26 protein-coding genes are annotated in these 26073 nt (G+C 54.9%); 11 read left to right on the forward strand and 15 right to left on the reverse strand.

Annotated elements, in window-relative coordinates; translation table 11 throughout:
* Window positions 1-47 precede the first annotated feature (47 nt).
* Together EU557_RS10770 and EU557_RS10775 are read left to right on the forward strand one after the other, a co-directional pair.
* Window positions 48-1370 (forward strand): DUF1015 domain-containing protein, encoded by a 1323-nt coding sequence (locus tag EU557_RS10770; RefSeq protein WP_135530473.1) that lies wholly within the window; start codon window positions 48-50, stop codon window positions 1368-1370.
* Window positions 1351-1962 (forward strand): Maf family nucleotide pyrophosphatase, encoded by a 612-nt coding sequence (locus EU557_RS10775; protein ID WP_135530474.1) that lies wholly within the window; start codon window positions 1351-1353, stop codon window positions 1960-1962. Before EU557_RS10770 ends, EU557_RS10775 begins: the two co-directional genes overlap by 20 nt.
* A 25-nt stretch (window positions 1963-1987) precedes the next feature.
* On the opposite strand, the gene EU557_RS10780 is transcribed toward EU557_RS10775, so the two are convergent.
* Window positions 1988-2383: a DUF4259 domain-containing protein gene (locus EU557_RS10780; RefSeq protein WP_135530475.1), complete on the reverse strand. Its 396-nt coding sequence runs from the start codon at window positions 2381-2383 to the stop codon at window positions 1988-1990.
* A 102-nt stretch (window positions 2384-2485) separates the two neighbouring features.
* Window positions 2486-3127 (reverse strand): flavin reductase family protein, encoded by a 642-nt coding sequence (locus tag EU557_RS10785; protein WP_135530476.1) that lies wholly within the window; start codon window positions 3125-3127, stop codon window positions 2486-2488.
* A 52-nt stretch (window positions 3128-3179) separates the two neighbouring features.
* On the opposite strand from EU557_RS10785, the gene EU557_RS10790 reads away from it, so the two are divergent.
* Window positions 3180-3791, forward strand: a complete 612-nt coding sequence (locus EU557_RS10790; RefSeq protein WP_245326235.1) for a TlpA family protein disulfide reductase — start codon at window positions 3180-3182, stop codon at window positions 3789-3791.
* 321 nt (window positions 3792-4112) lie between these two features.
* On the opposite strand, the gene EU557_RS10795 is transcribed toward EU557_RS10790, so the two are convergent.
* From EU557_RS10795 to parS, 4 genes are all read right to left on the reverse strand, one after another.
* On the reverse strand, window positions 4113-4685 hold the full coding sequence (locus tag EU557_RS10795; RefSeq protein ID WP_135530477.1) for a fasciclin domain-containing protein: 573 nt from the start codon (window positions 4683-4685) through the stop codon (window positions 4113-4115).
* 209 nt (window positions 4686-4894) lie between these two features.
* Entirely contained in the window at window positions 4895-6376 is a 1482-nt protein-coding gene (locus tag EU557_RS10800; protein ID WP_135530478.1) for a L,D-transpeptidase family protein, read from the reverse strand.
* 214 nt (window positions 6377-6590) lie between these two features.
* Entirely contained in the window at window positions 6591-7043 is a 453-nt protein-coding gene (locus tag EU557_RS10805) for an RES family NAD+ phosphorylase (RefSeq protein ID WP_135530479.1), read from the reverse strand.
* 8 nt (window positions 7044-7051) lie between these two features.
* On the reverse strand, window positions 7052-7504 hold the full coding sequence (parS, locus tag EU557_RS10810) for a type II RES/Xre toxin-antitoxin system antitoxin (RefSeq protein WP_135530480.1): 453 nt from the start codon (window positions 7502-7504) through the stop codon (window positions 7052-7054).
* A gap of 111 nt (window positions 7505-7615) precedes the next feature.
* Between parS and EU557_RS10815 the strand changes: the two genes are divergently transcribed.
* The 6 genes from EU557_RS10815 to EU557_RS10840 all read left to right on the forward strand — a co-directional run bounded on the left by EU557_RS10815 (window position 7616) and on the right by EU557_RS10840 (window position 15470).
* The gene (locus EU557_RS10815) at window positions 7616-8170 is read left to right on the forward strand and encodes an RNA 2'-phosphotransferase (RefSeq protein ID WP_135530481.1); all 555 of its coding nucleotides are present in this window, start codon (window positions 7616-7618) and stop codon (window positions 8168-8170) included.
* 89 nt (window positions 8171-8259) lie between these two features.
* Entirely contained in the window at window positions 8260-8937 is a 678-nt protein-coding gene (locus EU557_RS10820) for an HD domain-containing protein (protein WP_135530482.1), read from the forward strand.
* 103 nt (window positions 8938-9040) lie between these two features.
* A complete protein-coding gene (locus tag EU557_RS10825; RefSeq protein WP_135530483.1) occupies window positions 9041-9280 on the forward strand; it encodes a hypothetical protein in 240 nt (79 codons plus the stop codon).
* Between the two features lie 131 nt (window positions 9281-9411).
* Window positions 9412-11976 carry a DNA gyrase subunit A gene (gyrA, locus tag EU557_RS10830; protein ID WP_135530484.1) on the forward strand — a complete coding sequence of 855 codons (2565 nt, stop codon included), beginning with the start codon at window positions 9412-9414 and terminating at the stop codon, window positions 11974-11976.
* Window positions 11977-12062: 86 nt separating this feature from the next.
* A complete protein-coding gene (locus tag EU557_RS10835; protein ID WP_135530485.1) occupies window positions 12063-13202 on the forward strand; it encodes a tetratricopeptide repeat protein in 1140 nt (379 codons plus the stop codon).
* A gap of 1236 nt (window positions 13203-14438) precedes the next feature.
* Entirely contained in the window at window positions 14439-15470 is a 1032-nt protein-coding gene (locus EU557_RS10840) for a hypothetical protein (protein WP_135530486.1), read from the forward strand.
* A gap of 104 nt (window positions 15471-15574) precedes the next feature.
* On the opposite strand, the gene EU557_RS10845 is transcribed toward EU557_RS10840, so the two are convergent.
* Both EU557_RS10845 and EU557_RS10850 read right to left on the reverse strand, forming a co-directional pair.
* Window positions 15575-17170 carry an ArnT family glycosyltransferase gene (locus EU557_RS10845; RefSeq protein ID WP_167855165.1) on the reverse strand — a complete coding sequence of 532 codons (1596 nt, stop codon included), beginning with the start codon at window positions 17168-17170 and terminating at the stop codon, window positions 15575-15577.
* A 178-nt stretch (window positions 17171-17348) separates the two neighbouring features.
* Entirely contained in the window at window positions 17349-18338 is a 990-nt protein-coding gene (locus EU557_RS10850; RefSeq protein ID WP_135530488.1) for a glycerophosphodiester phosphodiesterase family protein, read from the reverse strand.
* A 75-nt stretch (window positions 18339-18413) separates the two neighbouring features.
* Between EU557_RS10850 and EU557_RS10855 the strand changes: the two genes are divergently transcribed.
* Window positions 18414-19442, forward strand: a complete 1029-nt coding sequence (locus EU557_RS10855; protein WP_245326236.1) for a GDP-mannose 4,6-dehydratase — start codon at window positions 18414-18416, stop codon at window positions 19440-19442.
* A gap of 122 nt (window positions 19443-19564) precedes the next feature.
* On the opposite strand, the gene EU557_RS10860 is transcribed toward EU557_RS10855, so the two are convergent.
* Together EU557_RS10860 and EU557_RS10865 are read right to left on the reverse strand one after the other, a co-directional pair.
* The gene (locus EU557_RS10860; RefSeq protein WP_135530490.1) at window positions 19565-20209 is read right to left on the reverse strand and encodes a lipid-A-disaccharide synthase N-terminal domain-containing protein; all 645 of its coding nucleotides are present in this window, start codon (window positions 20207-20209) and stop codon (window positions 19565-19567) included.
* A gap of 17 nt (window positions 20210-20226) precedes the next feature.
* Entirely contained in the window at window positions 20227-20985 is a 759-nt protein-coding gene (locus tag EU557_RS10865; RefSeq protein ID WP_135530491.1) for a glycosyltransferase, read from the reverse strand.
* A 127-nt stretch (window positions 20986-21112) separates the two neighbouring features.
* On the opposite strand from EU557_RS10865, the gene EU557_RS10870 reads away from it, so the two are divergent.
* Window positions 21113-21751 carry a hypothetical protein gene (locus tag EU557_RS10870; RefSeq protein ID WP_135530492.1) on the forward strand — a complete coding sequence of 213 codons (639 nt, stop codon included), beginning with the start codon at window positions 21113-21115 and terminating at the stop codon, window positions 21749-21751.
* A gap of 93 nt (window positions 21752-21844) precedes the next feature.
* Here EU557_RS10870 and hisIE read toward each other — a convergent pair whose 3' ends face one another.
* The 5 genes from hisIE to hisB form a co-directional block, all read right to left on the reverse strand.
* Window positions 21845-22483: a bifunctional phosphoribosyl-AMP cyclohydrolase/phosphoribosyl-ATP diphosphatase HisIE gene (gene hisIE / locus EU557_RS10875; RefSeq protein ID WP_135530493.1), complete on the reverse strand. Its 639-nt coding sequence runs from the start codon at window positions 22481-22483 to the stop codon at window positions 21845-21847.
* A 118-nt stretch (window positions 22484-22601) separates the two neighbouring features.
* On the reverse strand, window positions 22602-23360 hold the full coding sequence (hisF, locus tag EU557_RS10880) for an imidazole glycerol phosphate synthase subunit HisF (protein ID WP_135530494.1): 759 nt from the start codon (window positions 23358-23360) through the stop codon (window positions 22602-22604).
* 19 nt (window positions 23361-23379) lie between these two features.
* Entirely contained in the window at window positions 23380-24096 is a 717-nt protein-coding gene (gene hisA / locus EU557_RS10885; RefSeq protein WP_135530495.1) for a 1-(5-phosphoribosyl)-5-[(5-phosphoribosylamino)methylideneamino]imidazole-4-carboxamide isomerase, read from the reverse strand.
* A 70-nt stretch (window positions 24097-24166) separates the two neighbouring features.
* Window positions 24167-24757: an imidazole glycerol phosphate synthase subunit HisH gene (gene hisH, locus EU557_RS10890; protein ID WP_135530496.1), complete on the reverse strand. Its 591-nt coding sequence runs from the start codon at window positions 24755-24757 to the stop codon at window positions 24167-24169.
* Window positions 24758-24949: 192 nt separating this feature from the next.
* Window positions 24950-26062: a bifunctional histidinol-phosphatase/imidazoleglycerol-phosphate dehydratase HisB gene (gene hisB, locus EU557_RS10895; protein WP_135530497.1), complete on the reverse strand. Its 1113-nt coding sequence runs from the start codon at window positions 26060-26062 to the stop codon at window positions 24950-24952.
* Window positions 26063-26073: the final 11 nt, after the last annotated feature.

Raw genomic sequence — 26073 nt, forward strand, 5'->3', positions numbered from 1 at the left:
GGCCTTACTAGGCCACTCCCGTTCCCTTTTACTTTACTCCCTTTTAAGTGGCCGAAATCCAACCCGTGCGCGGCTGGCGCTACAACTCGGAATTGAGTCAGCAAATTGATGCCTACGTTTCTCCGCTCTTCGACGTGGTTTCGGCGAAGCAGCGGGAGGCACTCTACCAGAATCCGCTCAATAGCATTCATCTATCAGTGCCACGGGGGGAGGATGCTGCCGGTGCGGCGCGCCAGCGGCTGCAGGAGTGGCAGCAAAGCGGCGTGCTGCGGCAGGATGAGCTGCCCGGTATCTACGTGTATTATCAGTACTTCCGGCTACCCGGCAGCACCCGCGAATACTGCCGAAAAGGCTTTATGTGCCACATCAGGGCCTACGACTGGGCCGAAAACGTGGTATTGCGCCATGAGAACACGCTGCCGGCTTCCGTAAATGACCGTGCTGAGCTGCTGAGCCGGATGGAGTTCCAGACCAGCGCTACCCACGGCCTATACCGCGATGATACCTTTGAGTTGGAGCAATACATGGATGAGGCCATGCAAAACCCGCTCTACCAAACTGAGGAAGACTATCAGGGTGCCCGTGATGTGCTGGCCGTGATTCAGGATGTACACATCATTCGGCGGTTTCAGCAAGTGTTGGAAGCGCGGGAGGTTATTCTGGCCGACGGGCACCACCGTTATGAGGGGTCGTTAACTTACCGGCAGGCGCGCCGCCTGGCAGCCGGAGAGGCCTACACGGGGGAGGAAGCGTGGAATTTTCACCTGATGTACCTCACCAACGCGGCTGCCGACGACCTGCGCATTCTGCCCACGCACCGCCTAGTGCTGCAACTACCAGAAGGGCTTTCTACCGAAGAGCTGCTGACCCGCTTAACGCCCTACTTTACGGTGCTGACGCTGGATGACCCCTATGGTTTGCCCGAGCGAATTGCCGGTAAGCCCTGGGCTTTCGGACTGTATTTGGGCGAGGGGCAGGCCTACAAGATTCGGCTGCGGCCCGAAGCGCACGCCCTGCTCGACTGGCCTACCACCCCCGAAGTAAAGAACCTTGACCTCACGGTGCTGCACTTTTTTGTGTTGGAAAAGGTGTTGGGTATTGTGGGGCAGGAGGCGCAACGGCAGTGGGCCGGAGTGGCCTACGTGCGTAACTTCCCCGAGTGCCTTACCCGGGTGGACCGGGGCGAGGCGCGGGCGGCCTTCATTACGAACGAAGTCACGATGGAGGAAGTGGAGCGTGTCTGCCACTCCGGGGCCGTGATGCCGCCCAAATCCACGTTCTTTTATCCTAAAACTATTGGCGGATTTCTCTTCACCAGTATCCGCGACTCTGAAACTGAACATCCCTTTTATGCCGTTTTCCGCTCCTGACTCTTCCTTGGTTCGGCCGCGCTTGGTGCTGGCTTCCAACTCGCCCCGGCGGCGGCAGCTGCTTACCGATCTGGGAGTGGCCTACGAGGTGCGGCTGCGTGAGGTAGATGAATCTTTCCCGCCGCACCTAGTGCGCGCGGAAGTAGCCGAATACCTGGCCGCGCATAAAGCCTCTGCCTACGCCTCGGATTTGGCCCCCGATGAACTCGTGCTTACAGCCGACACGATTGTATGCCTTGATGATGACGTGCTGAACAAGCCCGCCGATGCGGCCGAAGCTGTGCAGATGCTGCAGCGCCTGCAGGGCCGGGCTCATGACGTGTACACTGGCGTATGCTTGCTAGCCGGCGACGGGCGCCGCGTAGTATTCTCTGACCAGACGCGGGTGTACTTCCGCCCGCTGTCCCTCGCCGAAATTGAGCACTACGTAACGCAATACCATCCCCTGGACAAAGCAGGCGCCTATGGGGCGCAAGATTGGATTGGCATGGTGGCCGTGACGCGCCTAGAAGGTTCCTACTTCAATGTAATGGGCCTGCCGGTGCACCGCGTGTGGGAGGAACTGGAGAAATTGGGCGCGGTAGGCCTGTAAAAAGCCAGCAGCAAGCCTGCTCCGTCTACTCTAACCGCTTCAGTAAGTCTTGCTGGGTTTGTTGCCACTGGGGCAGTTCTTTCGAGTCCTGCCACAAATCCAGCAGCTCCGAGCGCTTGAGCACGGCTTCTACGGCCCGGCGGGCCAGCTCGGTTAGTTCATCTTCGTCGCTTACATCGAGCTCATCAGCCAGCTCGAGCATATCGTCGGGGAAGTCAGCGCTGGGCTGTCCTTGCCAGGCGGCTACAATTTCAGCGGCGGCCAGGGCCTGGGCAGCCACATCGGCCTCCACATAGCCTTCCTCTTCGGCAGCAGTAATCAGGGCCTCGAGCAACACCACTTCGTTGGGGTCGTCGGCAAAATCAGCCAGAAAATCTGCTGCGTCGTCGTTATCGAAATTGCGGAAGCCAGAGGTGCCCATACGTGCTTAGTCAATATGTGAGTGCACAAAGATAGGAGTGAAGCCCGGAGGGAAGTGGCCTAGGCCACTTCCCTCCGGGCTTCGTAGCTAGTTGGCAGCTCTCTAGGCCAGGGGGAGTTCGGGCATGGGCTGATTGGGGCGGGCGTACCCATAGCGGGCCTGAGCAGTGGCAGTGTGGTAGGTATCAAGACCGGAAAGGCACACGCTGTCGGCAGCGGGAAGGTTCAGGGAGCCATCGGGTCGCATTACGTCATCGGCCAAATACAACTGCACGACGCGGCCAATGAGCAGAATGGTGCCGTTTATTTCAATGGGCAGCTCCTGCGCCAGCTCCAGACCCATTTGAACCCGGCTGCCTTGCACGTATGGCGCCGAAAAGTCGTCGCGGTACTCGGGGGTGAGTCCACAGGCTTCAAATTCTGATACTTCCCGGGGGAAGTTAGCCGAGGTGTAGTGCGCCTCGCGCATGATGCCGCTGTGCACATGATTAATAGTGTACCGGCCGGTAGCCTGGATATTTTCGTAGGTGTGACGCGGCACGCTGGCTGGGCGCATTACAAAGCCAATCAGGGCCGGATTTGAACCCAGATGTACTACTGAGCTGATTACGGCTAAGTTGGTGGCTCCATCGGGGGCGGCCGTTCCTACTAAGTTGGCGGGTTTGTAGCCGGTTACGGAGTTAACCAGGTTGAGGCGGAATACTTTTTCCAGACCAGCGAGGTCATCGGCGGTGAAATGCGGCATGAGGGCAGGGCAAAATGTGTCAGAGATACAAGCAAGTCGCGACCTTTGCCAGATGTTTCAATTTTTGTTTCGACGGCGCGCCTGGCTGGAGCCGGCCCTGTACCTGGCTATCGCGCTAGGCCTGTACTTCAGCGGGTGGCACACCGAGGTGTTGGGCCGAGTGCAGCAGGGGCTGCTCAGCACTGGTTTGTGGCAGCCGCAACTCAGTGCGCCTAAGGCAGCCGGCCGCACCGCCTCTGCATCCGATAATTTCAATTTGCTGCTATTGCCCCTAAATCAGCCTGGGCCAGCCGTGCCACTATCGCAACTGCGGGGCAAGGTAATTTTTCTCAACATCTGGGCCAGTTGGTGTCCGCCCTGCGTAGCTGAAATGCCCGATATTGTCCGGTTGGCTAAGCGCACTAACCCCGACAGTGTCGCCTTTGTGCTGCTTTCGCTGGATCAGAACCCAGAAAAAGCGCGTCGTTTTCTTTCTCGGCGAGGTATTACGGTGCCCGCCTATTCGCCGGGCTCTCCATTACCAACTGCTTATCAAACGGCTGGCATTCCGGCCACTTTTATTATTTCTCCTGCTGGTAAAATCATTGGCTCACACGAAGGCATGGCCAAGTATGATACCCCCGAGATCCTAGGCCTGTTGCGCCGCTGGCAGAAACAGAAGTAGGGCGTTCTAGGTGAGGGCTACTGCCGGGCATGGTACCAGATAGCTACTGATAAGGCGATAATGGCGATTACCACCATCAGCACGTAAATGACACGATTCTGACGGGGCTCTATCTCGTTCCTTTTCATAGTCTTGGAAGTTCGCGCAGCGTGCAGGTAGTTTAACACCTAGCGTGCTCACTTGTTCGAGCCTGTTTGAACCACTTGGTTTATTTTTATTAAAACCTATTTTCAAAGATTTAGATAAAAATAAAATACCCGTGCCTCGTATTACGCAGTTGCATAATACGAGGCACGGGTATTTTATTTGCTTATGAAATAATTAGGGCATCAGGACTTTGTCGATAACGTGAATTACGCCGTTGCTTTGCGTAACGTCATATGTCGAAATAGTTGATACACCGCCTTTTTCATCCACTAGTACAATATTTTTCGGGCCGTTCATCATGGCCTTTAGCGTACCACCGCTCACGGTCTTTAAGGAGGCGGCGCCTTTGCCCGCTTTAATGGCAGCCATGATCTTATCGGAAGTCATGTTGCCAGCCACCACGTGGTAGGTCAGGATTTTGGTTAGCGTAGCTTTGCTCTCGGGCTTTACCAGGGTTTCAACGGTGCCAGCGGGCAAGGCATTGAAAGCAGCGTTAGTAGGCGCAAACACGGTAAAAGGGCCTTTCCCCTGCAGGGTTTCAACTAGGCCAGCAGCTTTCACGGCGGCTACCAGGGTGGTGTGGTCTTTAGAATTAACCGCGTTTTCAACGATGTTCTTCGTGGGGTACATTGCTTCGCCACCTACTGATACGGTGCCGGCTACCATTTTGGCTTGGGCCGAAGCCGATGTTGCGGTTGCTGCGCCCATCAGGGCTACTACTGCGAAGGAAAGCAAGTGCTTTTTCATGTGTTGTAATGAGTAAGGGGAAGGGTAGATTGGTTTATTTGAGGGCATCTACGCCACCTTACTCACTACTGGATTTAGGCGAGTTGAAATATTTTTAAGATAATAAGTTTACTTGCTCGATAATGCCATGTTGTGTATGTGTTTAATTGAAAAAATTAGGTCGATTATTTTATGCAGTAATTGTTTGATTAGCGCTATATAAGTTATTATCACTTAAACAAAGCTGCAATTATGGGTGCGTCTAATTGATAAATGTCTGGCAGAAAGCGCAGCTGGCCTTGCTCTGTTTCGCAGGTGTAGTAGCGCAGGTAGATAGGCAGGCCTACGGATAGATCGAAGCGGTGCTTATCGTGGGCTGCCACGCTAGCATACATCTCCCGAATAGCCTTGGCCTGACCTTCGCGCCGCAACAGGTACTCCGCCAGCTTCAAAGGTTTCTCCACACGAACGCAGCCGTGACTGAGGGCTCGCTCAGGGCGGGTGAAGGCAGTGCGGCCGGGTGTGTCGTGCAGGAACACGGTTTGCTGGTTTGGGAAGTAGAAAACCACATTACCTAGCGCGTTAAACGACCCCGCCCGTTGCCGGATGGAGTATACAAACGTGGCGGGCGTAATGCGTGCCCAGTTCACGTGCCACGGATTAATGAGGCGCCCCCGTCCATCGTAGAGCTGGTAATGGTTGTCGTAGAGGTAGCCAGGGTCACGCTGGAGCTCTGGCAGGAACTCCCGCACGGCAATGCTATAAGGCACCCGCCACTCCGGCGCCGTCACAAACACACTGATTCGGCTGCTGAGAACGGGCGTAGGCAGCTCCGGCTTTCCCACAATTACGCGGTACGTCTGCAGCACCTGGCCCTTCTTAATGATCTGCAGCTGATAGGCCGGAATGTTCACCACTGCGTATTCGGAATCCGCCGCGGCTTCCCAGCGCATGCGTTCCAGGTTGATAGCCACCCGTTGAAAGCCCGCCACAGTGTCTTGCATCAAGCGTAATGAGTCAGCGGGAGAAGCGCGCAGGGCCCGGCTCCAGGTTGTTTGTAAGTGGCGGTAGGCCAGTTGCGGAGGCTGCAGGCACAGGATGGCCGCGGTCAGGTTGGAGCTGTTGAGGGCGTGATGTAGCTGCGCAACGGTTTGCTGGCAAGTGAGACTGTCGGGCACTGCCGGCCGCAAGGTGCCGGGTTGCAGAGTTCCCCGCCGCAAATGGAAGAGGTAGGTTACCAGCGCATCGGTGAGGCGCAGCTCAAACGTGGCCAGTTGGTGGCCCCGTGCCCTGCTTGGTGCTGAGAGCCGGAGCGAGTCAGGGAGGGTTAGCAGGTGCTGCCAGGAGTAGGCTTCGGGCAGCAGGCCAAACTCGGTGGCCCGGCCCAGCAGCTGCAAGGCTTCGGTGGCCTGTGGGTTCCAACCCGCGTCCTGAGTCCAGCGGGCAGTGTAGTCGTTGGTTTGGTAAAAGCTGCCCACGGCCGGACCCATTCGCAGGCCTAGTCGTTGGTAGGTAGTCACGGTGCCCAGTGCTCGGGTATCCAGCAGTTGCCGGAGCGTAGCCCGTAGGGCGGCCGTTTCGGTGGGCGGAGCCACCAAAGTAGGAGGGAGACCTTCGCTTTTCTCCGAGGCGTAGGCCACCTGGGAAAATGCGCAGCCAGCGAGGGTCAGAAGGAAATAGGCAGACCGCACGGTGCTTCTCAACCAGTCCATAGGTACAGGGGTAAGAAGTGACGGAAAATGCTGGGCAGTGGAAAAGTGGGACTATAGGCAGTAGGGTAATAGATGGGAAGTGAGCCCAGAGTGTGACTACTATAATGTCCGAAATTTTGCCTTCTATTCCTAGGAAAAGCTGGAAAGGTGCCTGCCATACAAGTAGTAAGCCCCGCTGGTTAACCAGCGGGGCTTACTACTTGTATATTGAGTGTTAGGGCTTCAGGCGAGGATCGAAGGGATGGGGCTCCAGCGTAACGGTGCGGAGTTGCTGATGATCGGGGTGCAAGGGGTTGAGCAGGTAGTTCCACTCGTGGGGTGCGTGTGCGGAGGGTACACGCATGAGCCACTCGGTGCCTTCCTCAATCCAGGCCCGGGTGAGTTGCGCCAGCTCCAGCGGATACGGTAACTGCTGCCAGCCGCTGGGAAGCTCTTCCAGCGTTACATGGCGGATGGAGGCGGTATCCGGCACCTCCAGGGTCAGGGCAAAATAATTACGGGGCAGAGACGGGGAGTTAGCCAGTACCTCCAGCTTCGCTAGGGAGAGATGCTCCGAGGTGTAGAGAATTAGCGTCCCGATTTCGTGCCAGCGCCCCCCGTAGTACAGGCCACCTCGCCCAGAGGTATCTGAAATGTACGGGGCTTTTCCCAGGCGATAGAGCAGCATGAAGTGGCCTAGGAGTAGTGTCCGTACTGAATGCGGCCCAAAATGTCACAAATCTGCTCGCGCCCAATGGCCGACGATAGCAGGGACTTGGGCTTGATGCCGCCCAGGGCTGGGTTGGGCGTAGCCAGCCAGTGCTGGAAGTCGTCCTGATCTTCGAACACCTCCAGACCCTTAGCCAGCACCCCAGATAGTTGGATGGTTTTCTCTCCCTCGTCGAGGGTGAGGGCCCCGTGGGCCTGCTCGCGCCGGGCCAGGGTGCTTTCCGAAATGCCTAGCACGGCGCTGATTTCCTTGTTAGAAAACTGCAGGCGCTGTTGCAGCGCCCGTACGGCTTGCACCGACATGCCTTTGATGGCCACGCCTAGCAGGTCCAGCTCATTGCGCACAAGCTGCGGAATTACGGTGGGGCCACCCATAAGGTCCACCATGCTGGCCACGGAAGTTTTACGAACGACTGTCATTTGCGTGTTTTTAAACCGTCATTTGACGGCAATATACGCAGGAACGGAAAACCTTCGGTAAAAGATTCCGTCAGCATAGTTCTGAGCCCGCGCACTTCATTCTCTTTAGCTATGGAGAAAGCCCAACAAACCCGCATCAGTAAGTTTCTAAGCCTGCACTTACGCCACCAGCCAGAGCTGTTGGGCGTAACGCTGGAGGCCGGGGGCTGGGTAGGAGTGAAGGCGCTACTGGCCGCCTGTGCCCGCCGCGGGTTCCCGCTAACCCGGGAGCAGCTAGAAGAAGTAGTAACCAGCAGTGACAAGCAGCGCTTCGCTTTTGATGAATCGGGCACGCGCATCAGGGCGCAGCAGGGGCATAGCGTACCGGTTGAGCTAGGCTTGGTAGCGCAGGTGCCGCCCCCGAAACTCTACCACGGTACCGTAGCGGCGGCGTTGCCGGCCATCCGGGAGCAGGGCCTGCAGAAGATGCAGCGCCACCATGTGCATTTGTCGCCGGATGTAGAAACCGCCCGTCATGTTGGCAGCCGGCGGGGGCGCCCCGTGCTATTGGCCGTAGATGCGGCGGCCCTGCACGCGGCTGGGGCAACGTTCTACCAGTCCGGCAATGGGGTGTGGCTCACGGATGAGGTACCACCGCAGTACCTGCGGGAACTCTCCTTCTCGTAACGGGTAGCCAGCGAGTAGTAGCCGGGCCAACGGCAGAGTGATACCTTTGCCAACTTCTAATTACCTGGCCTAGGCCATTGCAAACTATCATGTCCGACGCGCAACAACTCATTACTCAAACTGCGGACTTTGTCCGTGATAAATTCTTGAACGAAGGCTCGGGCCACGATTGGGCTCACATCCGGCGGGTATGGCATGTTGCCCGGGCCCTGGCCCAGCAAACCCCCGAAGCCGACCCGCTTGTAACGGAGCTAGGCGCCTTGCTGCATGATGTGGCCGACTGGAAGTTTCACAACGGAGATGAGGAAGCTGGGCCCCAAGCCGCGCGCCAGTGGCTAGAAAGCCAGCAGGCCGAGGAAGTTGTTATTCAGCGCGTAGAAGCCATTATTCGGGAAATCAGTTTTAAAGGGCTGGGCGTGGCTACGCCCATGAGTACCGTGGAAGGAGAACTGGTGCAGGACGCTGACCGCCTGGATGCTATTGGAGCTATTGGGGTAGCGCGGGCTTTTGCCTACGGCGGCCACAAGGGCCGGCCCCTGCACGATCCGGCGGTGCCGCCCATTCAGCACGATTCTTTTGAGAGCTACAAGCAAAACACGGCACCCACCATCAACCACTTCTACGAAAAGCTGCTGCACCTGCGGGAGCGGCTGAATACGCCCGCGGCCCGTCGGGTAGCGGAGGAGCGCCACCAGTTCATGGAACAGTTTCTGGAGCAGTTTCTGCGGGAGTGGGACAGCCAGGATGTAGGCGCCGCGCAGTCGTAGGCAGTGCATCCTCGGGTAGGCTAACCGGCGCTAGGCCACTTCTGGCACTGGGCTAGCCCTTTCTGTACTCAACCGTAGCCCGGAACTCAATACCTTTATCCGTATGAATTTACGCGTACTCTCCTCTCGTTTCTTAGTGCCCGTGGTGGGCCTGCTGTTAGTCGCTTCCTGCCGCACTTGTCCCATGGTCTCATGCCATACCCGAAAGGTGCATTTGCACAACGGTACCAAGTACCGCGGGCAGCCTTGGTTTAAAAAACAGAACCCCGCAATCGGCGAAAAAATCAAGGTGCACAGCCAGGATCAGGGCAAGCATCATAACGACCGCAAGAAGACTCTCTAAGGGTACTAAAGATGGCGCTAGATTAGGTAAAATGGCCTTTTTTGCCTATCTTGCGGGCTTAAGAAAGTACACACTCACGGGCCGAAAAAGCTCCCGTTTTTCACGGGTTTCTAGGCCACTTAGATCTCCCTATGGCGGAAGGCGAAAAGATCATTCCGATAAACATTGAAGATGAGATGCGCGGCGCCTACATCGACTACTCGATGTCGGTCATCATCTCCCGGGCTCTGCCGGATGTGCGCGACGGTTTGAAACCCGTGCACCGGCGCGTGCTCTATGGCATGAGCGAGCTGGGCGTTTCCTACAACAAATCCTATAAGAAGAGCGCCCGTATCGTGGGCGAGGTGCTCGGTAAATATCACCCCCACGGTGACTCCTCCGTGTACGACACGATGGTGCGCATGGCCCAGGACTGGAGCCTGCGTTACCCGCTCGTAGACGGACAAGGTAACTTCGGTAGCATCGACGGCGACTCGCCGGCGGCTATGCGTTACACGGAGGCCCGCTTGAAGCGCTTGGCCGATGAAATGCTCGGCGACCTGGACAAGGAAACGGTGGACTTCCAGCCCAACTTCGACGACTCCCTGGAGGAGCCGTCGGTGATGCCGGCTAAGTTCCCGAACCTGCTGGTAAACGGCACCACGGGTATTGCCGTGGGTATGGCTACCAACATGGCGCCTCATAACCTCACGGAGGTAGTAGACGGCATCGTGGCCTACCTCGGCAACGAGGATATCACGGTGGCAGAATTGATGGAGCACGTAACGGCTCCCGACTTCCCGACTGGCGGTATCATTTACGGTTACGACGGCGTGAAGCAAGCCTTCGAAACGGGCCGGGGCCGCGTAGTGATGCGGGCAAAAGCGCACTTCGAAACCTTACCTTCGGGGAAGGAGCAGATCATCGTGACCGAAATTCCCTATATGGTGAACAAGGCCTCGATGATTGAGAAGACGGCGGCTCTCATCAACGAGAAGAAGATTGAAGGTATTGCCGACTTGCGCGACGAGTCGGACCGTGATGGTATGCGCATTGTGTACGACCTGAAGCGGGATGCTATGCCCACGGTGGTGCTGAACAACCTGTTCAAGTACACCCAGCTGCAGTCTTCGTTCGGCGTCAACAACGTAGCCCTGGTAAAGGGCCGCCCCATGACGCTGAACCTGAAGGACCTGATTGTATACTTCGTAGAGCACCGCGCTGATGTAATTGTGCGTCGGACGCGCTACGAGCTGGCGGAAGCACAGAAGCGGGCCCACATCTTGGAAGGCCTGCTGATTGCTTTAGACCACCTCGACGAAGTAATTGCTCTCATCCGTTCCTCCCGTGACCCAGAGGTTGCCCGTGGCCAACTCATTGAGCGATTCTCACTGAGCGAAGTACAGGCTCGCGCCATTCTGGATATGCGTCTGCAGCGCCTCACGGGCCTGGAGCGCGATAAAATTGTGGCGGAGTACGATGAGCTGATGAAGCTGATTGATCACCTGAAGGCCGTACTGGCGTCGGATGAGATGCAGCGCCAAATCATCCGCGACGAGCTTCAGGAGATTAAGGAGCGTTACGGCGATGCCCGCCGGACCACCATTGAGTACGCCGGTGGCGACTTCTCGATGGAGGACATGATTGCCGACGAGAGCATGGTTATTACCATCTCCAGCGAAGGCTACATCAAGCGCACGGCTCTCGACGAATACCGGGCGCAAGGTCGGGGAGGTGTTGGTGCCCGTGGAGCCACCTCCAAGCAGGATGACTTCACTGAGCACCTGTTTGTGGCTACCACACACGAGTACCTGCTGTTCTTTACGGAGGCTGGCCGCGTGTTCTGGCTCAAGGTATACGAAGTACCAGAAGGAGGGAAGGCTACCAAAGGGCGCCCCATCCAGAACCTGATCGAAATTCCTCGGGAGGACAGCGTACGTTCCGTACTCAACGTACGTGGCCTACGCGACCCAGATTATCTGGAGAATACCTACCTGATGTTCTGCACTGAGCAAGGTACCGTGAAGAAGACTCCACTGGAGGCCTATTCCCGTCCACGCACCGCCGGCATCAACGCTATTACCATTAACGAAGGTGACCGTCTGCTTGACGTGCAACTGACCACTGGCACTTCCGAGATAGTAGTTGCGCTGCGTTCGGGCCGGGCCGTACGTTTTCCCGAAGAGAAAGTGCGTTCTATGGGCCGCACGGCCGCCGGGGTACGCGGTATTACGCTGGCCGACGACTCAGACCGGGTAGTAGGTATGGTGTGCATCGACAAAGACAGCGAGGATGAGCTGCTGGTAGTATCCGAAAATGGATATGGCAAGCGCAGCCCGCTGGATGAGTACCGTATCACGAACCGAGGTGGTAAAGGGGTTCGGGCAATGAAGATCACGGAGAAAACGGGGGCACTGGTAACTATCAAAGCCGTTAGCGACTCCGACGATCTGATGATCATCAACAAGTCCGGCATCACCATCCGACTGCGGATGGCTGAACTACGCAGCATTGGCCGCGCCACACAAGGTGTGCGCCTGCTGAAAATCAGCCAGGGTGACGAAATTTCTTCGGTAGCGAAAGTAGCAGCCGAAGAAGAGAAAGAAGCGGAATTAGGAAGTGGTGATGGACTGACCCTGAATGGGGATGGCTCCGCTACCACACCAGATGCAGACCTCACGTCGCTCACTGATCTCGATTCGCTCAGCGCTAATTAACTTGCAACGGCAGAACTCAACTTTGGGTTCTGCCGTTTGCTTTGCAATTCCTTTCATTCAACCTGACCATTCTTCGACAAACTCCCATGAAGAAGACCATTTTGACACTCGTTGCAGCGGCTGCTTTACACACAGCTTCCGCTCAGAATTCAGCCGTAACGAATGCGGTTTTGTTTCAGCGCCAAGGCACGTTAGACAAAGCCCGCACTGAAATCGACAAGGCAATAACCAACGAGAAAACTTCTACTAAGGCTAAAACCTGGTATACCCGCGGCGAGATCTACGATGCGCTGGTATCGAGCCCGATATATGGCAAAGCTCTGCCCGCTGGTGAAGGCGCTAAAATTGCGTTTGAATCCTACCAGAAAGCTATTCAGCTCGACGGCAAAGACGGGGAGTTCGGCAAGCAGGCTACTGCGAAGCTCGATGGCTTGTATGGCCTAGCACTGAATGCTGGTGTAGAAAACTACAACGGTAAGAAATACGACGAGGCCTTGAAGTCGTACCAGATGGCCCAGCAGATTCGTCCTCAGGACACAACGGCGTATCTCTACGCGGCGTATGCTGCAGCGGCTAAGGAAGACTTCCCGGCTGCTAAGGAGCAGTATACTAAGCTGCAAGGCATTGGGTACAAATCGCCGCAGATGTATACTACACTGCTGCAGATGGCCCGTCAGGAGAAGAACGATGCTGAAGCTTCAAAGGTGTTACAGCAGGCCCTGCAGGCGTATCCAACCAACAAAAGCTTTATGCTTGAAGACCTGAATGCTGATTTGAGCTCAGGCCGTAGCAAAGAAGCATTGGCTAAAATTGACAAAGCCATTGCCGCTGATCCGAAGAATGCCAACCTGTACGCCGTGAAAGGCTCACTGCTTGATCAGGCAAAACAGCCAGCTCAAGCACTAGAGGCCTACAAAAAGGCAGTGGAGATTGAGCCAGAAAATTTTGACGCTAACTTTAACTTGGGCGTTTACAACTATAACAAGGCCGCAGACCTCTACACAAGGGCCAGCAAAATGAGCTTGGCTGAGTATCAGAAGTCTGGTAAGAAGTATGAAGCCGATGGCAAGAAGTACTTCCAGGATTCGCTGCCATACTTCGAGAAGGCTTTGCAGGTTCAGCCAAATGACCGTGCAACCATCTCGTCGCTGCAGAAGGCTTATTTGCGCGTTGGACGTACAGCTGATTCAGAGCGTATGTCGGCAAAGCTTGAAGCAGCGAAATAGTTAGAGTGAATCTCTTCCACTAAATCATCAAGGTGGGGGAGTAAAATACAGCCCAGATATAGGTAGAACTATGCTGGGCTGTATTTTTAGAAATTCTACTTAACATAATATAAATTATAAGACAAACTAATATATGAATTATGGTGACTACCTACTGACTCGTCGAGAATTCAACTGAGTCTAATACGAATCTAGGCCACCTACTATAACCAGCTGGGCCATAGGCCACAGTTTAAAGTTAGAGCGATTCTCAGGCAGCGAATAGATAAGCACATCCATAAAAGTTCGAGGAATTTTGCTCTGCTAAGTCTGAAAACTACCCAAGCTCACGGAGGCATTAGATATAGATATACAGTGCCGGACTGGAATTTTCGAGTTATCTATCACTCATAAATAAGCAGCTGTTCCAGAACTTGGCGATTCATACTCATACCAAGGCGTGGTTCCGCATAACAAAACAAAAGCTTGACAGAACTATGACTATAGCTTTAGAAACTAGCGTGACCTTAAGTATAAAATGGAAACGTAATAAAGCGGGAATCTTGGTGGGTAAAGCTAGACAACTCTAGTTAAACCTATTGGACAAGCTCTAATCAATTAAGAGAAATGCTAAGTGCCAACAGCCAGCGGGTAGCTCATGCCTCAGTGCAATGCATCAACTATTAAGCATTTCTGCGGTCAAAGTTTAGCGGCAACGAATACTACCTGTTTGTGAAGGAAGTGTTCCAGTGTTATTCACCCAGTGTTATTCACCTGGTAGATACACCAATGAACAAGTGGAGGACTGCTTCCCTCCTATTTGTACAACTATCAAATGGCTAAACTTAATTAATCGCTTGATTCATTTAGCCAATATGAATGAGGCCCTGAGATAACGCATTATAGTGGTTGTAGTAATAGCATTGTGAAAGTGTTACTCACTGTAGATATGCGCTCGGTAGTTGATTCAAAAGCAGATAAAAGGGAATAAAAGGCGTGCTGCTGCCCGCCTGCCCCGCCGTATTGTTAGAGGGTATTTAAATAAATGGGTATATACTAAGCAGTAATAACCTATCAATAAGTACCCACACAATAAAATAGCTTTAATAAGCGTAAAAAGTCTAAAAAAGTATATAAATGAGAAATCAATGTGCTTTTTTATACTTTAAACTACTTTTATGTACTTTTGCTAAACAAGTTTATCCTATTACCTTGCGTACACGTACTATATACCAACAAATTTTTTCTTGACTTTCCATGCCTAAGACTATAGACTATCCACGCACTAGTTACACTAGTGCGTGGGAAGTAGCTGAAGTGGTTGATGATACTGGTGGCAAGTGCGCCATTGAAACAGCTGCTCGTAAACTAAACAGAAAGGTTAGTGGCTCCTTTAAAGCCATTATAGGTTCGGCTGTGAAGTTTGGGCTTCTAACAAGCAAGCGCGAATTCCTAACAACTACTAACTTGTTCAGGCGCATCAAACACGCTTATGATAAGCAGGAAGAAAGAATCTATCATAGAGAAGCCTTTCTCCATCCCCCATTATTCACCCAGATCTGTCGTAAGTTTCGGAACAGAGAGCTGCCAGTACACATGCTTGATGTTATGCTACTGCGAGAGTTCGGAGTAGAAGAGATCAATGCACAAAGTGTTGCGAAAGCCTTTATCGATGGGGCTCGCATGGTGTCCATCCTTGATGAAAGAAACATCATTGCCGACATAGATCAATTAGATGCACAACAAGGCCCACGCAAGGAACTCAGCAGCGGTGAGATGCCTCTAAACTTGTTTAAGGGAGCGGCTGCAGCGGTTTCAACTGGTGAATCAAAGACTCCTACCGATAACGCCTCGCCTAGTATATCTCCTTCTCCTGCTTTTATGCCTTCGCAACGTGGCTCAGATCCAGTATCAAGTCTGTTCGGACTAGACACAGATGATCTTGATAAAGCCTCAGAAGAACCAGATAGCACAAGCGATGAGTCTGTAGCCCCGTATGTACCTTCAGTGGCTTCTGGTGAGCCTGTACAGAGGCCTAGAGACACTACTTTGCCTACGACTACAGGAACTTATATTGCGAGCAATCCACAACCGGCCGCTGCACAGGTAACTCATACACCCCAGCCACCTGCACAGGTTGCCTATTCTGTTCCAGCAACTCCCCTAGGCCACGGGTATAGCATTAGCATCAGTGGTCCTGGCTTAGACACTCAGCTTGTCATACAGGATGTGGATGATTTGGTACTTGTAAGTGCCTTGTTGGATAAGATCAGACGCCAATTACGCTAAGCAAAGAGGGCCGCGGATAGTATCCGCGGCCCTCTTTGCTTTAAAGCCAGTCTTACCTCCTACTGTCATAAAAAATAAAAACAGCTGCCTGTTTAAATATTATGTTAAGGTGAAATGTGTCTGTTACGGCTAAGAACCCCTACTACCCAATAACCTGACTCCCTTTTCCCTCCCAGATAAAAGCTATCAACCTGCGTTATGCCAAACCCCGCGTTACGCCATGCCAACGGTAATCGGGCCTTCAGGGGGGCCGCCGAAAAAACTGCTACTGGCCCAGCAGGCACTTCTCTGTGCTTTAACGCGTAAGATATACCGGCTGGGATATGCCAGATCGGGACTGCCCTACCCGCGGCCCACACCTGCTTTACATGCAGCGTGTCGAGGCTATACCAGCGCATACTTTGCAGGGCCACATGCCGCCGAATATCTCGCATTTGCCGCAGTCCGGCCGTATCGCGCCGACGCTCCCACAAAGGATAAAAAGGAAGCAACAGAATAAGCAAGGCGGACATGCCGGTCAGAGATGCTCCTATGAGAGCTGTGGGCTGTGGTAATCGCACTTGCCGCATTACATATACCCCTATCCCACCGAACACCAACAAAGAAGCCCAGAACCGAAGGCCTTTAGTGCCGGGAAGATCAATAATGAGTAAAGCAATTGGCACAGCCAGGCATACTACCAAAAGGATTATCCCCCAAGCGCGCAACACCCCCTGATCAGAACGAGTGGCTTGCTTAGCCGCCACAGCCGCCTCCCAGTACCGAACCATACCGGCCACTAGTAAAGCCAGCGGCGGCATTAGAGGTAGCATATACCGTTCTTTCTTTTCGGGCACCAAGCTCAGCAGCAACAGACTAACCAATACCCACCCCAAGGCAAGAACATACGGAATATAGTGCTGCAGCCGTGGCCGGGCATACGGCCAAACCAGCGAAACTAACGCTACTAACGCCCAAATACCCGTAAAAACCGCAAATGGAGCGTAAAACCAGAAAGGCTTAACATGCCGCTCTCCCCAAGAAGAAATTTCCGTACGGGCTACCGTAACAGCGGCAGGCGCTACGTGCTGATAAATATAGAGAGGCCAGCTACACCCAATAGCCAACAGCAGGCCTAGCCCCAATAACGTACCTGGCAGCTGCCGACGGACTTGCTGACGATGCTGGGGATAGCCTACCAGATACACCAGCAAAAAAGGGAACAGCACCGTATACAGGGCTACGGGGCCTTTGCTAAGTAAGGATAACCCACCTAGTACCCCGGCACCGGCCAACCACCCCCAGGCGCGGCCCGTGTGCTGCCAACCTTTAACCAGCAGCCACAGAGCCCCTACCATCAGGCTCACGGCAAAAATATCCCATTGACCTTCTCGCCCAGTAGTGACTACCAGCAGGCTACTACCCAGCGCGAGGGCTCCCAACCAAGCCGTGCGACCGGGGTTTTCCTCTTCGCCGGGCAATGAACGCGTTAGTTCTAGCGCTAGCCCCCAGAAAAATAGCACTAGTAACGTAGCCACTACAGCGGCGGGCAACCGGAGCAGAGCCAGGTTTTCAGTTGGGCCAATAAGGGTCTGCAGGCCAGCTACGGCCCACGTAGGTAAAGGGGGCTTTGCCAACCGAAGCTCCCCGTTCATAGTCGGGATGAGCCAAGAGCCGCCCGCTACCATCTCGCGGGCCGCCACAAAATTGCGGGCCTCCATCAGACTTACTTCGGGGGCACCGCCATGAATAAAGAAACTACTGATACAAACGGCTAGTACAGATGCCCACCTCACCCAGGCACGAGGCCGAGGAGGTGGGATGCTTTCTTGATGCATATGTTGCTGTTGAAAATTGACTGTTTCTGTTAGTAGCCCAGCGCTCCTACTTACACTAGGCCTACGGGTTGGCTGGTTTAGCCATGGACAGGGAATGCTGAATGGCGGACTGATGATGAAGTTGGTGGCGCAGGCGCCGCACATTATCCACCTGATACGCATCGGGCCGGGAAGCTACTACTCGTTTAACAGCCTGGCCAGAGCGCCCCCCAAACACTACTACTTCCCGCCCAGTCTCATGAATGCGGGCTACCCGCTCAGGGCTAACATCATCTTTGTGCAGCACCACAGCTTGCACATCAGCAGCACTCAGGAAGGCCATTCCCTGCTCAAACTCGTCGGTAAACTCTAGCCCGAGCGGTAAAGTTGGCTGCAACTGACGCAAGTAAGCCAGAGTAGTCGGGCGGTTAGTTAGAATGAGCACCCGCTCCGCGGGCACCCGATACTGGCCTAGCAAAGCAACTAGCTGCCGAGCTAGCGTGCGGCTACGGGTAGTATCATTGGCTGAGCAAGCATCATCCTCGTGCAGATCGAGGTGGAGATATGGAAACTCTGGTCGCTTAGCTAGCTGGCTCAACAGCTGTTCAAACGTGCTGATCTGCTCGTGCTGAAACCAGTCGTAGGGCCAACCGCCGCGGTAATGTAAGCGCTGCAGGTCGGCCGCCGATGTTTGGCTGACACACCCCTGCCCATCAGTCATCGAGGCTAACGTATGGTCGTGGTAGAGCACGGGCACGCCATCCTGCGAAAGGCGAATATCGACCTCCACTCCTGCTGCTTTCTGGCGCAAGGCCCGGTTAATGCTGCGCAGACTACTGGGTGGCAACGGGTTGAAAGGCAAAAACGGCGTAAAGAACCCCGACCCCGCGTGGCCTAACACCAATGGCTGAGAGGCTGGGCGAACCGACGTAGGCCTATCAGTTGCACCGGAGCCCAAGGGGGCGGCCGTAGCGGTATGACAAGCCAGGGCTAGGCCACTCAGAAACACGGGCAGCAGCACTCGGCGCCCCATCCGGAAGTAAGAAAGTTGCATGTGCACAATGCCGGACATTAGTAAGAAAAGGAATTGACCGTCCGACCGGAATTGTATACGCGAAAAACTGCCACCTGGGCAATTCCATTACCTTTGCGCCCCGCGGTTTCACCCGTGGGCTTCACTTTCTTCCCGCATCTGCGCATGGCATCCATTCTGGTTACCGGCTGCGCGGGCTTCATTGGCTCGCACCTCGCCGAGCGGCTGCTCCAGGATGGGCACCGCGTTGTAGGCCTAGACAACTTTGATCCGTTCTACGACCGGACGCTTAAACAAACCAACCTAGGCCAGTGCCTTGCGCACCCGCGCTTCAGCTTTCACGAGGTTGACCTCCGCCACGGTCTAGATGCCCTGGTAGATGCCCTGCCCGCCGACCCCATTGAGGTGGTGGTACACCTGGCCGCCAAAGCCGGCGTGGGGCCCTCCGTGCGGGAGCCCGTAGCTTATCTGGAAAACAACGTACTCGGGACCACGCATTTGCTGGAGTGGATGCGGCAACGGGATATCAAGAAGCTGTTTTTTGCTTCCTCGTCCTCGGTGTACGGTAATACCAAAGTGCTACCCTTCCGCGAAGATCAGAACCTACTGGCTGCCTGTATCTCTCCGTATGCCGCTTCCAAGCTGGCCGGGGAGCAGCTCACCTACACCTACCACCATCTGTACGGGATGGATGTGCTGAATGCCCGGTTTTTCACCGTGTATGGCCCCCGCCAACGCCCCGATCTGGCCATTCATAAGTTTGTGCGCTTGTTACGGGCGGGGCAGTCTATTCCCGTGTTCGGTGATGGCACCACCGCCCGCGACTACACCTTCGTGCTGGATACGGTAGACGGCATTGCCCGCGGGGTGGCGCATCTACTTAACCACCAGGGCGTATATGAAACTATCAACCTAGGCAACAACCGCCCCGTTACGCTGCTAGAGCTCATCACGGCCGTGGGAGACGCAGTAGGCCACTCTCCACAGCTGGAGTTTCAGCCAATGCAAGCTGGCGACGTAGACATCACCTACGCGGATATCAGCAAGGCGCAGCAATTGCTGGGCTATGCGCCACAAACTACCCTAGCCACTGGCCTAGCCCATTTTGTGGAGTGGATGGATAACCAGGAGCCCCAGGGGTAAGGCGTATAATTCGTCATAATATATGATACACAAGAGGCCCTGGGATTTACCCAGGGCCTCTTGTGTAACGCCGTTTATCGTAAGAAGTAGCAGCTGACCGAGCAGCTGACCGGTAACCCTCTCTAGGCCACCTGTTCCTGCTGCGCCTGCTCGCGGCGCAGCAGTACGATGTTTCGGGTGTAGACCACAATGCCGGGCACGTTGCCCAGGATAAGCACCTCATCGTGACGCAGAATGGCATAGATGAGCACCAGAAACGAGCCGACCAGGCTCACCACCCAAAAGCCCAGCGGCAGCACAGACTCCCCCTTGCGCTCTGAATACAGCCACTGGTATACGAAGCGGAGTAGAAACACCGCCTGGCCTACGGCGCCCAGCGCCAGCCAGCCACCCGGAATGGGCGTATGCAACATGCGCTGGAAGCTGAAGTTGGGCGTACCCACAAAGAAGAGTACCAACGTAGCCAGCGGGAAAAGATACGCCCCGGCCCGGAAAACACCGTTAAGCTTACGCCACTCGCCCAGCAGCTGCAAATTGCGAATATAGATGCCGTAGCTGATGAGCTGGGCACCCAGAATAACCGGGTCGTGCCGCAGAATGCCGTAGATAATCATCAGGAAGGATGATATCAGGCTGATCTGCCAGAATAACGCCGGCACCAGCACCTGCTTGGCACGCTCGCTCTTGATCCATTGCAGAATAATGCGGCTGCTGAACAGGCCCTGCGACAACAGCCCAATAATGCGGGCAACTACTTCGGTGCTCATACTGTGCGTGGCCTAGGCTATGCTGAGGCAGCCGTACCGCGCTGCTCCTCCCCGATTTCGTAGTTCTTCCAGCGGCTGCGGATCCAGCGGAAACCAAAGGTATCCACCAGGGGCTTCCAGGCGCGGTTCCAGAGGTTGTACTTAGCCGTACCCGCAAAGCGCGGGAAGTGCTGCACGGGCATCTGATGCACTTTGCCGCCCTGCAGCTGCACCAGCGCCCCCAGGAAGCGGTGCATGCCATGGAAGAGCGGAATCCGGCGGGCGTACTCAATCTTCATAATCTTGAGCGGGCAGCCCGTGTCCTGAATACCATCGTTAATGAGCGTACGCCGCACGCCGTTGGCAATCTTGGAAGAGAGCTTTTTCACAAACGTATCCTGACGCTTGGCCCGGATGCCATTCACCATATCATACTGCGGAAAAAACTCGAAGAACTTAAGAAAGTCCAGCGGTGAGGTCTGAATGTCGGAGTCGATGTAGCCCAGCAGCGTGGTGCGGCAGTGGTCAATGCCAGCTTTGATGGCAGTGCTGAGGCCCCGGTTGTGGCTCAAACTAATAAACTCATAGCGCGAATCTTGGCGACAAATGTTGCGCAGAATGGCCAGCGAGCCATCCGTGGAGCCATCATTCACAAACAGAACCGTTGTGGTCACGGGCGTTTTGTCCAGGAACTTGTTCATCTCGACTGCAAACTGCTGCAGGCTTTCTTCTTCATTATACACCGGTACAAGAACGGTGAGACTTTGCGTGGCCAGATAGGCAGCGTTATCAGACATACAGACGAGCGTAAAAACGGGGCGCAAGGTACTCAAGGATTCTTCAGCAAAATGGTCTTGTAGAATACCGCCTCATCACCTTTGCGCCCTATCTTACTGACAATTATTTGAATGAGTTTTTACCAGCATGAAATTCTATTATTTAGGAGCCCTAGGCCTCTGTATCTCAACGGCAACTCACGCCCAACACTCGCTAGTTCCCGATAGTACCCATGCTCGGCCCGCTGCTCAAGTAGTGAAAGCCGGCGTCCGGATATTTAACCAGCCAGACCTGATAAGTACCTACGAAAGGCAGCTCACGCCTCGCTTAAGCCTACTGGGCGGCGTAGGGTACTTCCGCCAGCGTTATTCTATTTATGGCGTATGGTTTAGCCCGGCGGCGGGGCAAAGCCAGCCTGAAGAGATACAGGGCGTCTCTCACTCCTACCACGCCGACCTACAGCTGCGCTATTATTTCCGGCAACATAGGCCCCAGCGGCCGCTAACCGGTTGGTATGCCAGCTTTGCCCTTCAGGGCACCTACCGGCGCAGTGAAGAGGTGTATGTGGCCTCGGCTACCGCATTACAAGGAACTACTACCCGCTACCGCACGACCCATGCCCAGCCCCAAGTATATCTAGGCCGTCAATGGGCCCTAGGTCAGCGCGTAGTACTTGATACGTTTTTAGGCACCTGCATTTACCGGCGCGAATCAGTAAACCGGCGTAACGCGAATGCGCCGTATCTCGATGCTGGCGGTGGCCTACAAATTGGTTGGAGGCTCTAAACGTTGGAAACAGCTAGATATAACAAAGCCGTTTAGCGAAAACTAAACGGCTTTGTTCGACTGATTAAACAGCGAAGTGACAACAAGAGGCAGCTACTCCCGGCGCACGCCGGCGGAAATGGTGGTATGGCGCTGACGTAGCACCTCCACAACATTTTCCAGGCTTAGACCAGAAGCCGTAAGCAATACCAACAAATGGTAAAGTAAATCAGCCGCTTCTCCTTTGAGGCCTTCAATGTTGCCACCTACAGCATCAATAACGGTTTCTACAGCCTCCTCTCCCACTTTCTGGGCAATTTTGGGCATCCCCTTCTTAAACAAGGATACCGTATACGACTTCGGGTCTTCGTCGGGGAACTGCTGGCGGCGCTGCACCAAGCGCTCCAGTTCGGCAATGAAGCCCACCGGCGCGGTTGGGTAGGCCACTTGCTCCGGCTGCTCAAAGCAACTGGTAGTACCGCGGTGGCAGGTAGGCCCATCCGGAATGGCCCGGATTAGCAGGGCATCCTGGTCGCAGTCGGGGTGCTGGCTGACTACCGTAAGGTAGTTGCCGCTGGTTTCGCCCTTGGTCCAGAGGCGCTGCTTAGAGCGGGAAAAGAACGTGACGCGGCCCGTTTCAGTCGTTACACGCTGGGCTTCCTCGTTCTGGTAGCCCAGCATCAGCACCTGCCCGGTCTGGGCATCCTGCACGATAACGGGAATGAGCCCGTCGGGCATTTTGGCGAAATCCATGGTTGTGGTTGGTAGAAGTTGATTGCTGGTTGGTAGAAGTTGATTGCTGGTTGCTACTTGTTAGCGGCTACAGAGGGAATACCAATCAGCAACTCGCAATCAACTTCTACCAATTCATTTAAAGCCGCACCGGAATACCATCTTGGCGCAGGTGCTCTTTTAGCTCCCGGATTCCGATTTCTCCGAAGTGGAAGATACTGGCGGCTAGGCCGGCATCGGCATGGGCTTGCTGGAACACGTTGGTAAAATCTTGCTTGGAGCCGGCCCCGCCCGAGGCTACCACTGGAATAGTTACAGCTCGGCTCACGGCCCCCGTAATATCTAGGGCAAAGCCATCCTTGGTGCCGTCGTTGCTCATGGAAGTCAGCAGGATTTCACCCGCCCCGCGGTCGGCGGCCTCCCGGCACCACTCCACGGCATTGCGGCCGGTATTGTTGGTGCCGGCGCGCGTGTAGATCTGCCAGCCGTCGGCATCGTTGTAGCGCGCATCGGCGGCCACTACAATACACTGGCTCCCGAACCGAGCGGCCAGCTCATCAATCAGCTCCGGCCGCGCCAGTGCCGCCGAATTAATGCTGACTTTGTCGGCTCCGTTCAGTAGTAGCGCCTCCACATCGGTAACGGTGCCAATGCCGCCGCCCACGGTGAACGGAATATCCAGCTCCCGGGCTACGTCGCGCACCAGCGCCACCAGCGTGGCGCGCTTTTGGTTGGTGGCCGTGATGTCCAGGAACACCAGCTCGTCGGCGCCTTCGCGGGCGTAGCGGGCGGCCAGTGCCACCGGGTCGCCGGCGTCGCGCAGGCCCTCAAACCGAACGCCCTTCACAGTGCGCCCGTCCTTCACATCAAGGCAGGGAATAATTCTTTTAGTAAGCATGGAGTGTTGAGGTCAGCAGTTACAGCCAGCTTTTGAGCTCGTTGAGGGTAATGGTGCCTTCATAGATAGCCTTACCAATGATGGCACCGTGCATTCCGATTTCAGCTAGGGCTTCTACATCGGCAATTGTTGTAACGCCACCGCTGGCAATAAGGCGGGCCGCCGGCAGCACCTGCCGCAGCTCCCGATACGTGTCCAGGGCCGGGCCTTGCAGCTTCCCATCCTTACTCACGTCGGTGCAGATAAAGGTGGTGGCTCCAGCAGTGAGGTACTGGCCTAGAAACTCCTGCAGGGTACGCTCACTCTGCTCGGCCCAGGCATTAATGGAAATATGGTTGTCGCGGAAATCAGCTCCCACAATGATTTTCTCAGCCCCAAAAGTCTGCAGCCAGTTGTTAACCGTTTCCGGCTCCCGCACAGCAATGCTGCCCGCCGTAATCTGGGTGGCTCCCGCCGCGAAGGCCTGCCGCAGGGCTTCGTCGCTTTGCAGACCGCCACCGTAGTCCACTACCAGGCTGGTGTGGCGGGCAATGCGCTCCAACACCGGCAGGTTTATGGGACGTTTGGCGCGGGCGCCGTCGAGGTCTACCAAGTGAAGGCGCTTCACGCCGTGCTGCTCAAAGCGCTGAGCCACGGCCAAGGGGTCGGAGTCGTAGGTGGTCTGCTGGGCGAAGTCGCCTTCGGTGAGGCGCACGCACTGGCCGTTGATCAGGTCAATGGCGGGAATTATTTCCATGGTGGTTGTGCATTAGCAGGTACGAGTTGGCGGTTGCCAGGCAACCGCCAACTCGTACCTGCCAACTGATTTATAGTTTCAGAAAGTTTTCCAGGATGCGCGTGCCTACGGTACTGCTCTTCTCGGTGTGGAACTGCACGGCATAAAAATTCTTATGCTGCACGGCGGCGCTGAACGGTGTGGGGTACTGCCCCTGGGCAATAGTATACTGGCCTACGGGAGCATAGTAGCTGTGCACGAAATACACATAGTCCTCTTCCTGGAGCCCGGTAAATAAGGGAGAGCGAAGTTGGCTCAGCGTATTCCAACCCATGTGCGGAACTTTGTACTCCGCCGACGCCGGAAAACGTACCACATCGAAGGGCAGGATACCGAGCAGATCAGTCCCCCCGCCTTCTTCGCTGTGCTGGCCCAGCAACTGCATGCCCAGGCATATACCAAGGAAGGGTTGCGTAAGCGTAGGCAACAATTTATCGAGCTCCTGGGCTTGAAGCTCACGCATAGCCGAGGCAGCTTCTCCCTCGCCAGGAAAAAGCACCTTGTCGGCTCGGCGTATTACATCATGGTCGGCAGTTAACGTTGCCTGCACGCCTAAGCGCTCCAACGCAAAAATCACCGACTGCACATTGCCACCCTTGTAATCAATTACTGCTATTTCCATTTGAGCAATAGTAGAAGATTTTCATGTTTACACATATGTTAAAACATTTGGGTAAAGCCCCTCTCGCTTCGTCCGCAGCCTTTTAGCTGTTGACTTGTCTTCTGCAACCCATTCGTGGCACTACTAAGCTGAAAGATGGCACACTAAGCAGCAGGTCAATGCATTATCTATTTGTTTAAACAAATGGATAAATTACAAAATACCCTTCGTGCTGGGTATTTCCATCTTGCCAGCGTCACGCACCAGGGCCATCCTTATAGACTTTGCTACTGCCTTAAAAATTGCCTCAATCTTATGATGCTCATTTTGGCCCTCGGCTTTTATGTTGAGGTTGCAGCGAGCCGCATCCGAGAAGCTCTTGAAGAAATGGTAGAACATTTCCGTCGGCATATCCCCGATTTTTTCGCGCTTGAACTCAGCTTCCCACACAATCCAGGGGCGGCCAGAAAAGTCAATGGCGGCTTGCGCTAACACATCATCCATGGGCAGTAAAAACCCATAGCGGGCCAGGCCACGCTTGTCGCCGAGGGCTTGCGTGAAGGCTTCGCCCAAGGCAATGGCCGTGTCTTCGATGGTGTGGTGCTCGTCAATGTGCAGGTCACCTTGCACCGAGATTTTCATGTCTACACCTGAGTGCTTGCTGAGCTGGTCCAGCATATGATCAAAGAAGCCAAGTCCCGTGTGCATAGACGGGCGGCCATTGCCATCGAGGTTTAACTCGATGCTGATCTTTGTTTCGTTCGTGTCGCGTTGTACTACTGCCGTGCGCGCGGGCAGGCGCAAGAACTGGTATATTTTTTCCCAGCTCATAGTAGTCAAAGCGGCGCGCTCATCCTCCTCCCCTTCCGGCTTTAGCAAAATAGACTGGCAGCCCAAGTTTTGTGCTAGCTCCACATCCGTCAGTCGGTCGCCGATAACGAAAGAATTTCTCAGGTCGTAGCCTGCCGCCTCGCCGAAGTACTGTTGCAGCATGCCGATGCCGGGCTTGCGCGTGGGTAGGTTCTCGTGGGGGAAGCTACGGTCGATGTGCTCGCGCACGAACTCCACTCCTTCCGAGCGCAGAATGTCGAGCATCATCGTGTGAGCCGGCCAGAAGGTGTCTTCCGGGAAACTGTCGGTGCCGAGGCCATCTTGGTTGCTCACCAGCACTAGCTCATAATCCAGCTCGCGCGCTATGCGAGCTAGGCCAGTAATGGCGCCGGGCACAAACTGAAATTTTTCGCGGCTAAGCGAATCAACTTGAAAATCCGTGGGCGGCTCTATCAGGATGGTGCCGTCGCGGTCGATGAAGAGTACTTTTTTCATGAGTATGTGTG

This window comes from Hymenobacter wooponensis, assembly GCF_004745865.1.
GTDB classification, from domain to species: domain Bacteria; phylum Bacteroidota; class Bacteroidia; order Cytophagales; family Hymenobacteraceae; genus Hymenobacter; species Hymenobacter wooponensis.

Excerpts from the sequence above, each read along its gene's own strand:
- EU557_RS10775 (WP_135530474.1), top strand. The coding sequence starts at position 1,351 with ATGCCGTTTTCCGCTCCTGACTCTTCCTTGGTTCGGCCGCGCTTGGTG.
- EU557_RS10780 (WP_135530475.1), bottom strand. The coding sequence starts at position 2,383 with ATGGGCACCTCTGGCTTCCGCAATTTCGATAACGACGACGCAGCAGAT.
- EU557_RS10785 (WP_135530476.1), bottom strand. The coding sequence starts at position 3,127 with ATGCCGCATTTCACCGCCGATGACCTCGCTGGTCTGGAAAAAGTATTC.
- EU557_RS10790 (WP_245326235.1), top strand. The coding sequence starts at position 3,180 with ATGTTTCAATTTTTGTTTCGACGGCGCGCCTGGCTGGAGCCGGCCCTG.
- EU557_RS10795 (WP_135530477.1), bottom strand. The coding sequence starts at position 4,685 with ATGAAAAAGCACTTGCTTTCCTTCGCAGTAGTAGCCCTGATGGGCGCA.
- EU557_RS10800 (WP_135530478.1), bottom strand. The coding sequence starts at position 6,376 with ATGGACTGGTTGAGAAGCACCGTGCGGTCTGCCTATTTCCTTCTGACC.
- EU557_RS10805 (WP_135530479.1), bottom strand. The coding sequence starts at position 7,043 with ATGCTGCTCTATCGCCTGGGAAAAGCCCCGTACATTTCAGATACCTCT.
- parS (WP_135530480.1), bottom strand. The coding sequence starts at position 7,504 with ATGACAGTCGTTCGTAAAACTTCCGTGGCCAGCATGGTGGACCTTATG.
- EU557_RS10815 (WP_135530481.1), top strand. The coding sequence starts at position 7,616 with ATGGAGAAAGCCCAACAAACCCGCATCAGTAAGTTTCTAAGCCTGCAC.
- EU557_RS10820 (WP_135530482.1), top strand. The coding sequence starts at position 8,260 with ATGTCCGACGCGCAACAACTCATTACTCAAACTGCGGACTTTGTCCGT.
- EU557_RS10825 (WP_135530483.1), top strand. The coding sequence starts at position 9,041 with ATGAATTTACGCGTACTCTCCTCTCGTTTCTTAGTGCCCGTGGTGGGC.
- gyrA (WP_135530484.1), top strand. The coding sequence starts at position 9,412 with ATGGCGGAAGGCGAAAAGATCATTCCGATAAACATTGAAGATGAGATG.
- EU557_RS10835 (WP_135530485.1), top strand. The coding sequence starts at position 12,063 with ATGAAGAAGACCATTTTGACACTCGTTGCAGCGGCTGCTTTACACACA.
- EU557_RS10840 (WP_135530486.1), top strand. The coding sequence starts at position 14,439 with ATGCCTAAGACTATAGACTATCCACGCACTAGTTACACTAGTGCGTGG.
- EU557_RS10845 (WP_167855165.1), bottom strand. The coding sequence starts at position 17,170 with ATGGAGGCCCGCAATTTTGTGGCGGCCCGCGAGATGGTAGCGGGCGGC.
- EU557_RS10850 (WP_135530488.1), bottom strand. The coding sequence starts at position 18,338 with ATGTCCGGCATTGTGCACATGCAACTTTCTTACTTCCGGATGGGGCGC.
- EU557_RS10860 (WP_135530490.1), bottom strand. The coding sequence starts at position 20,209 with ATGAGCACCGAAGTAGTTGCCCGCATTATTGGGCTGTTGTCGCAGGGC.
- EU557_RS10865 (WP_135530491.1), bottom strand. The coding sequence starts at position 20,985 with ATGTCTGATAACGCTGCCTATCTGGCCACGCAAAGTCTCACCGTTCTT.
- EU557_RS10870 (WP_135530492.1), top strand. The coding sequence starts at position 21,113 with ATGAAATTCTATTATTTAGGAGCCCTAGGCCTCTGTATCTCAACGGCA.
- hisIE (WP_135530493.1), bottom strand. The coding sequence starts at position 22,483 with ATGGATTTCGCCAAAATGCCCGACGGGCTCATTCCCGTTATCGTGCAG.
- hisF (WP_135530494.1), bottom strand. The coding sequence starts at position 23,360 with ATGCTTACTAAAAGAATTATTCCCTGCCTTGATGTGAAGGACGGGCGC.
- hisA (WP_135530495.1), bottom strand. The coding sequence starts at position 24,096 with ATGGAAATAATTCCCGCCATTGACCTGATCAACGGCCAGTGCGTGCGC.
- hisH (WP_135530496.1), bottom strand. The coding sequence starts at position 24,757 with ATGGAAATAGCAGTAATTGATTACAAGGGTGGCAATGTGCAGTCGGTG.
- hisB (WP_135530497.1), bottom strand. The coding sequence starts at position 26,062 with ATGAAAAAAGTACTCTTCATCGACCGCGACGGCACCATCCTGATAGAG.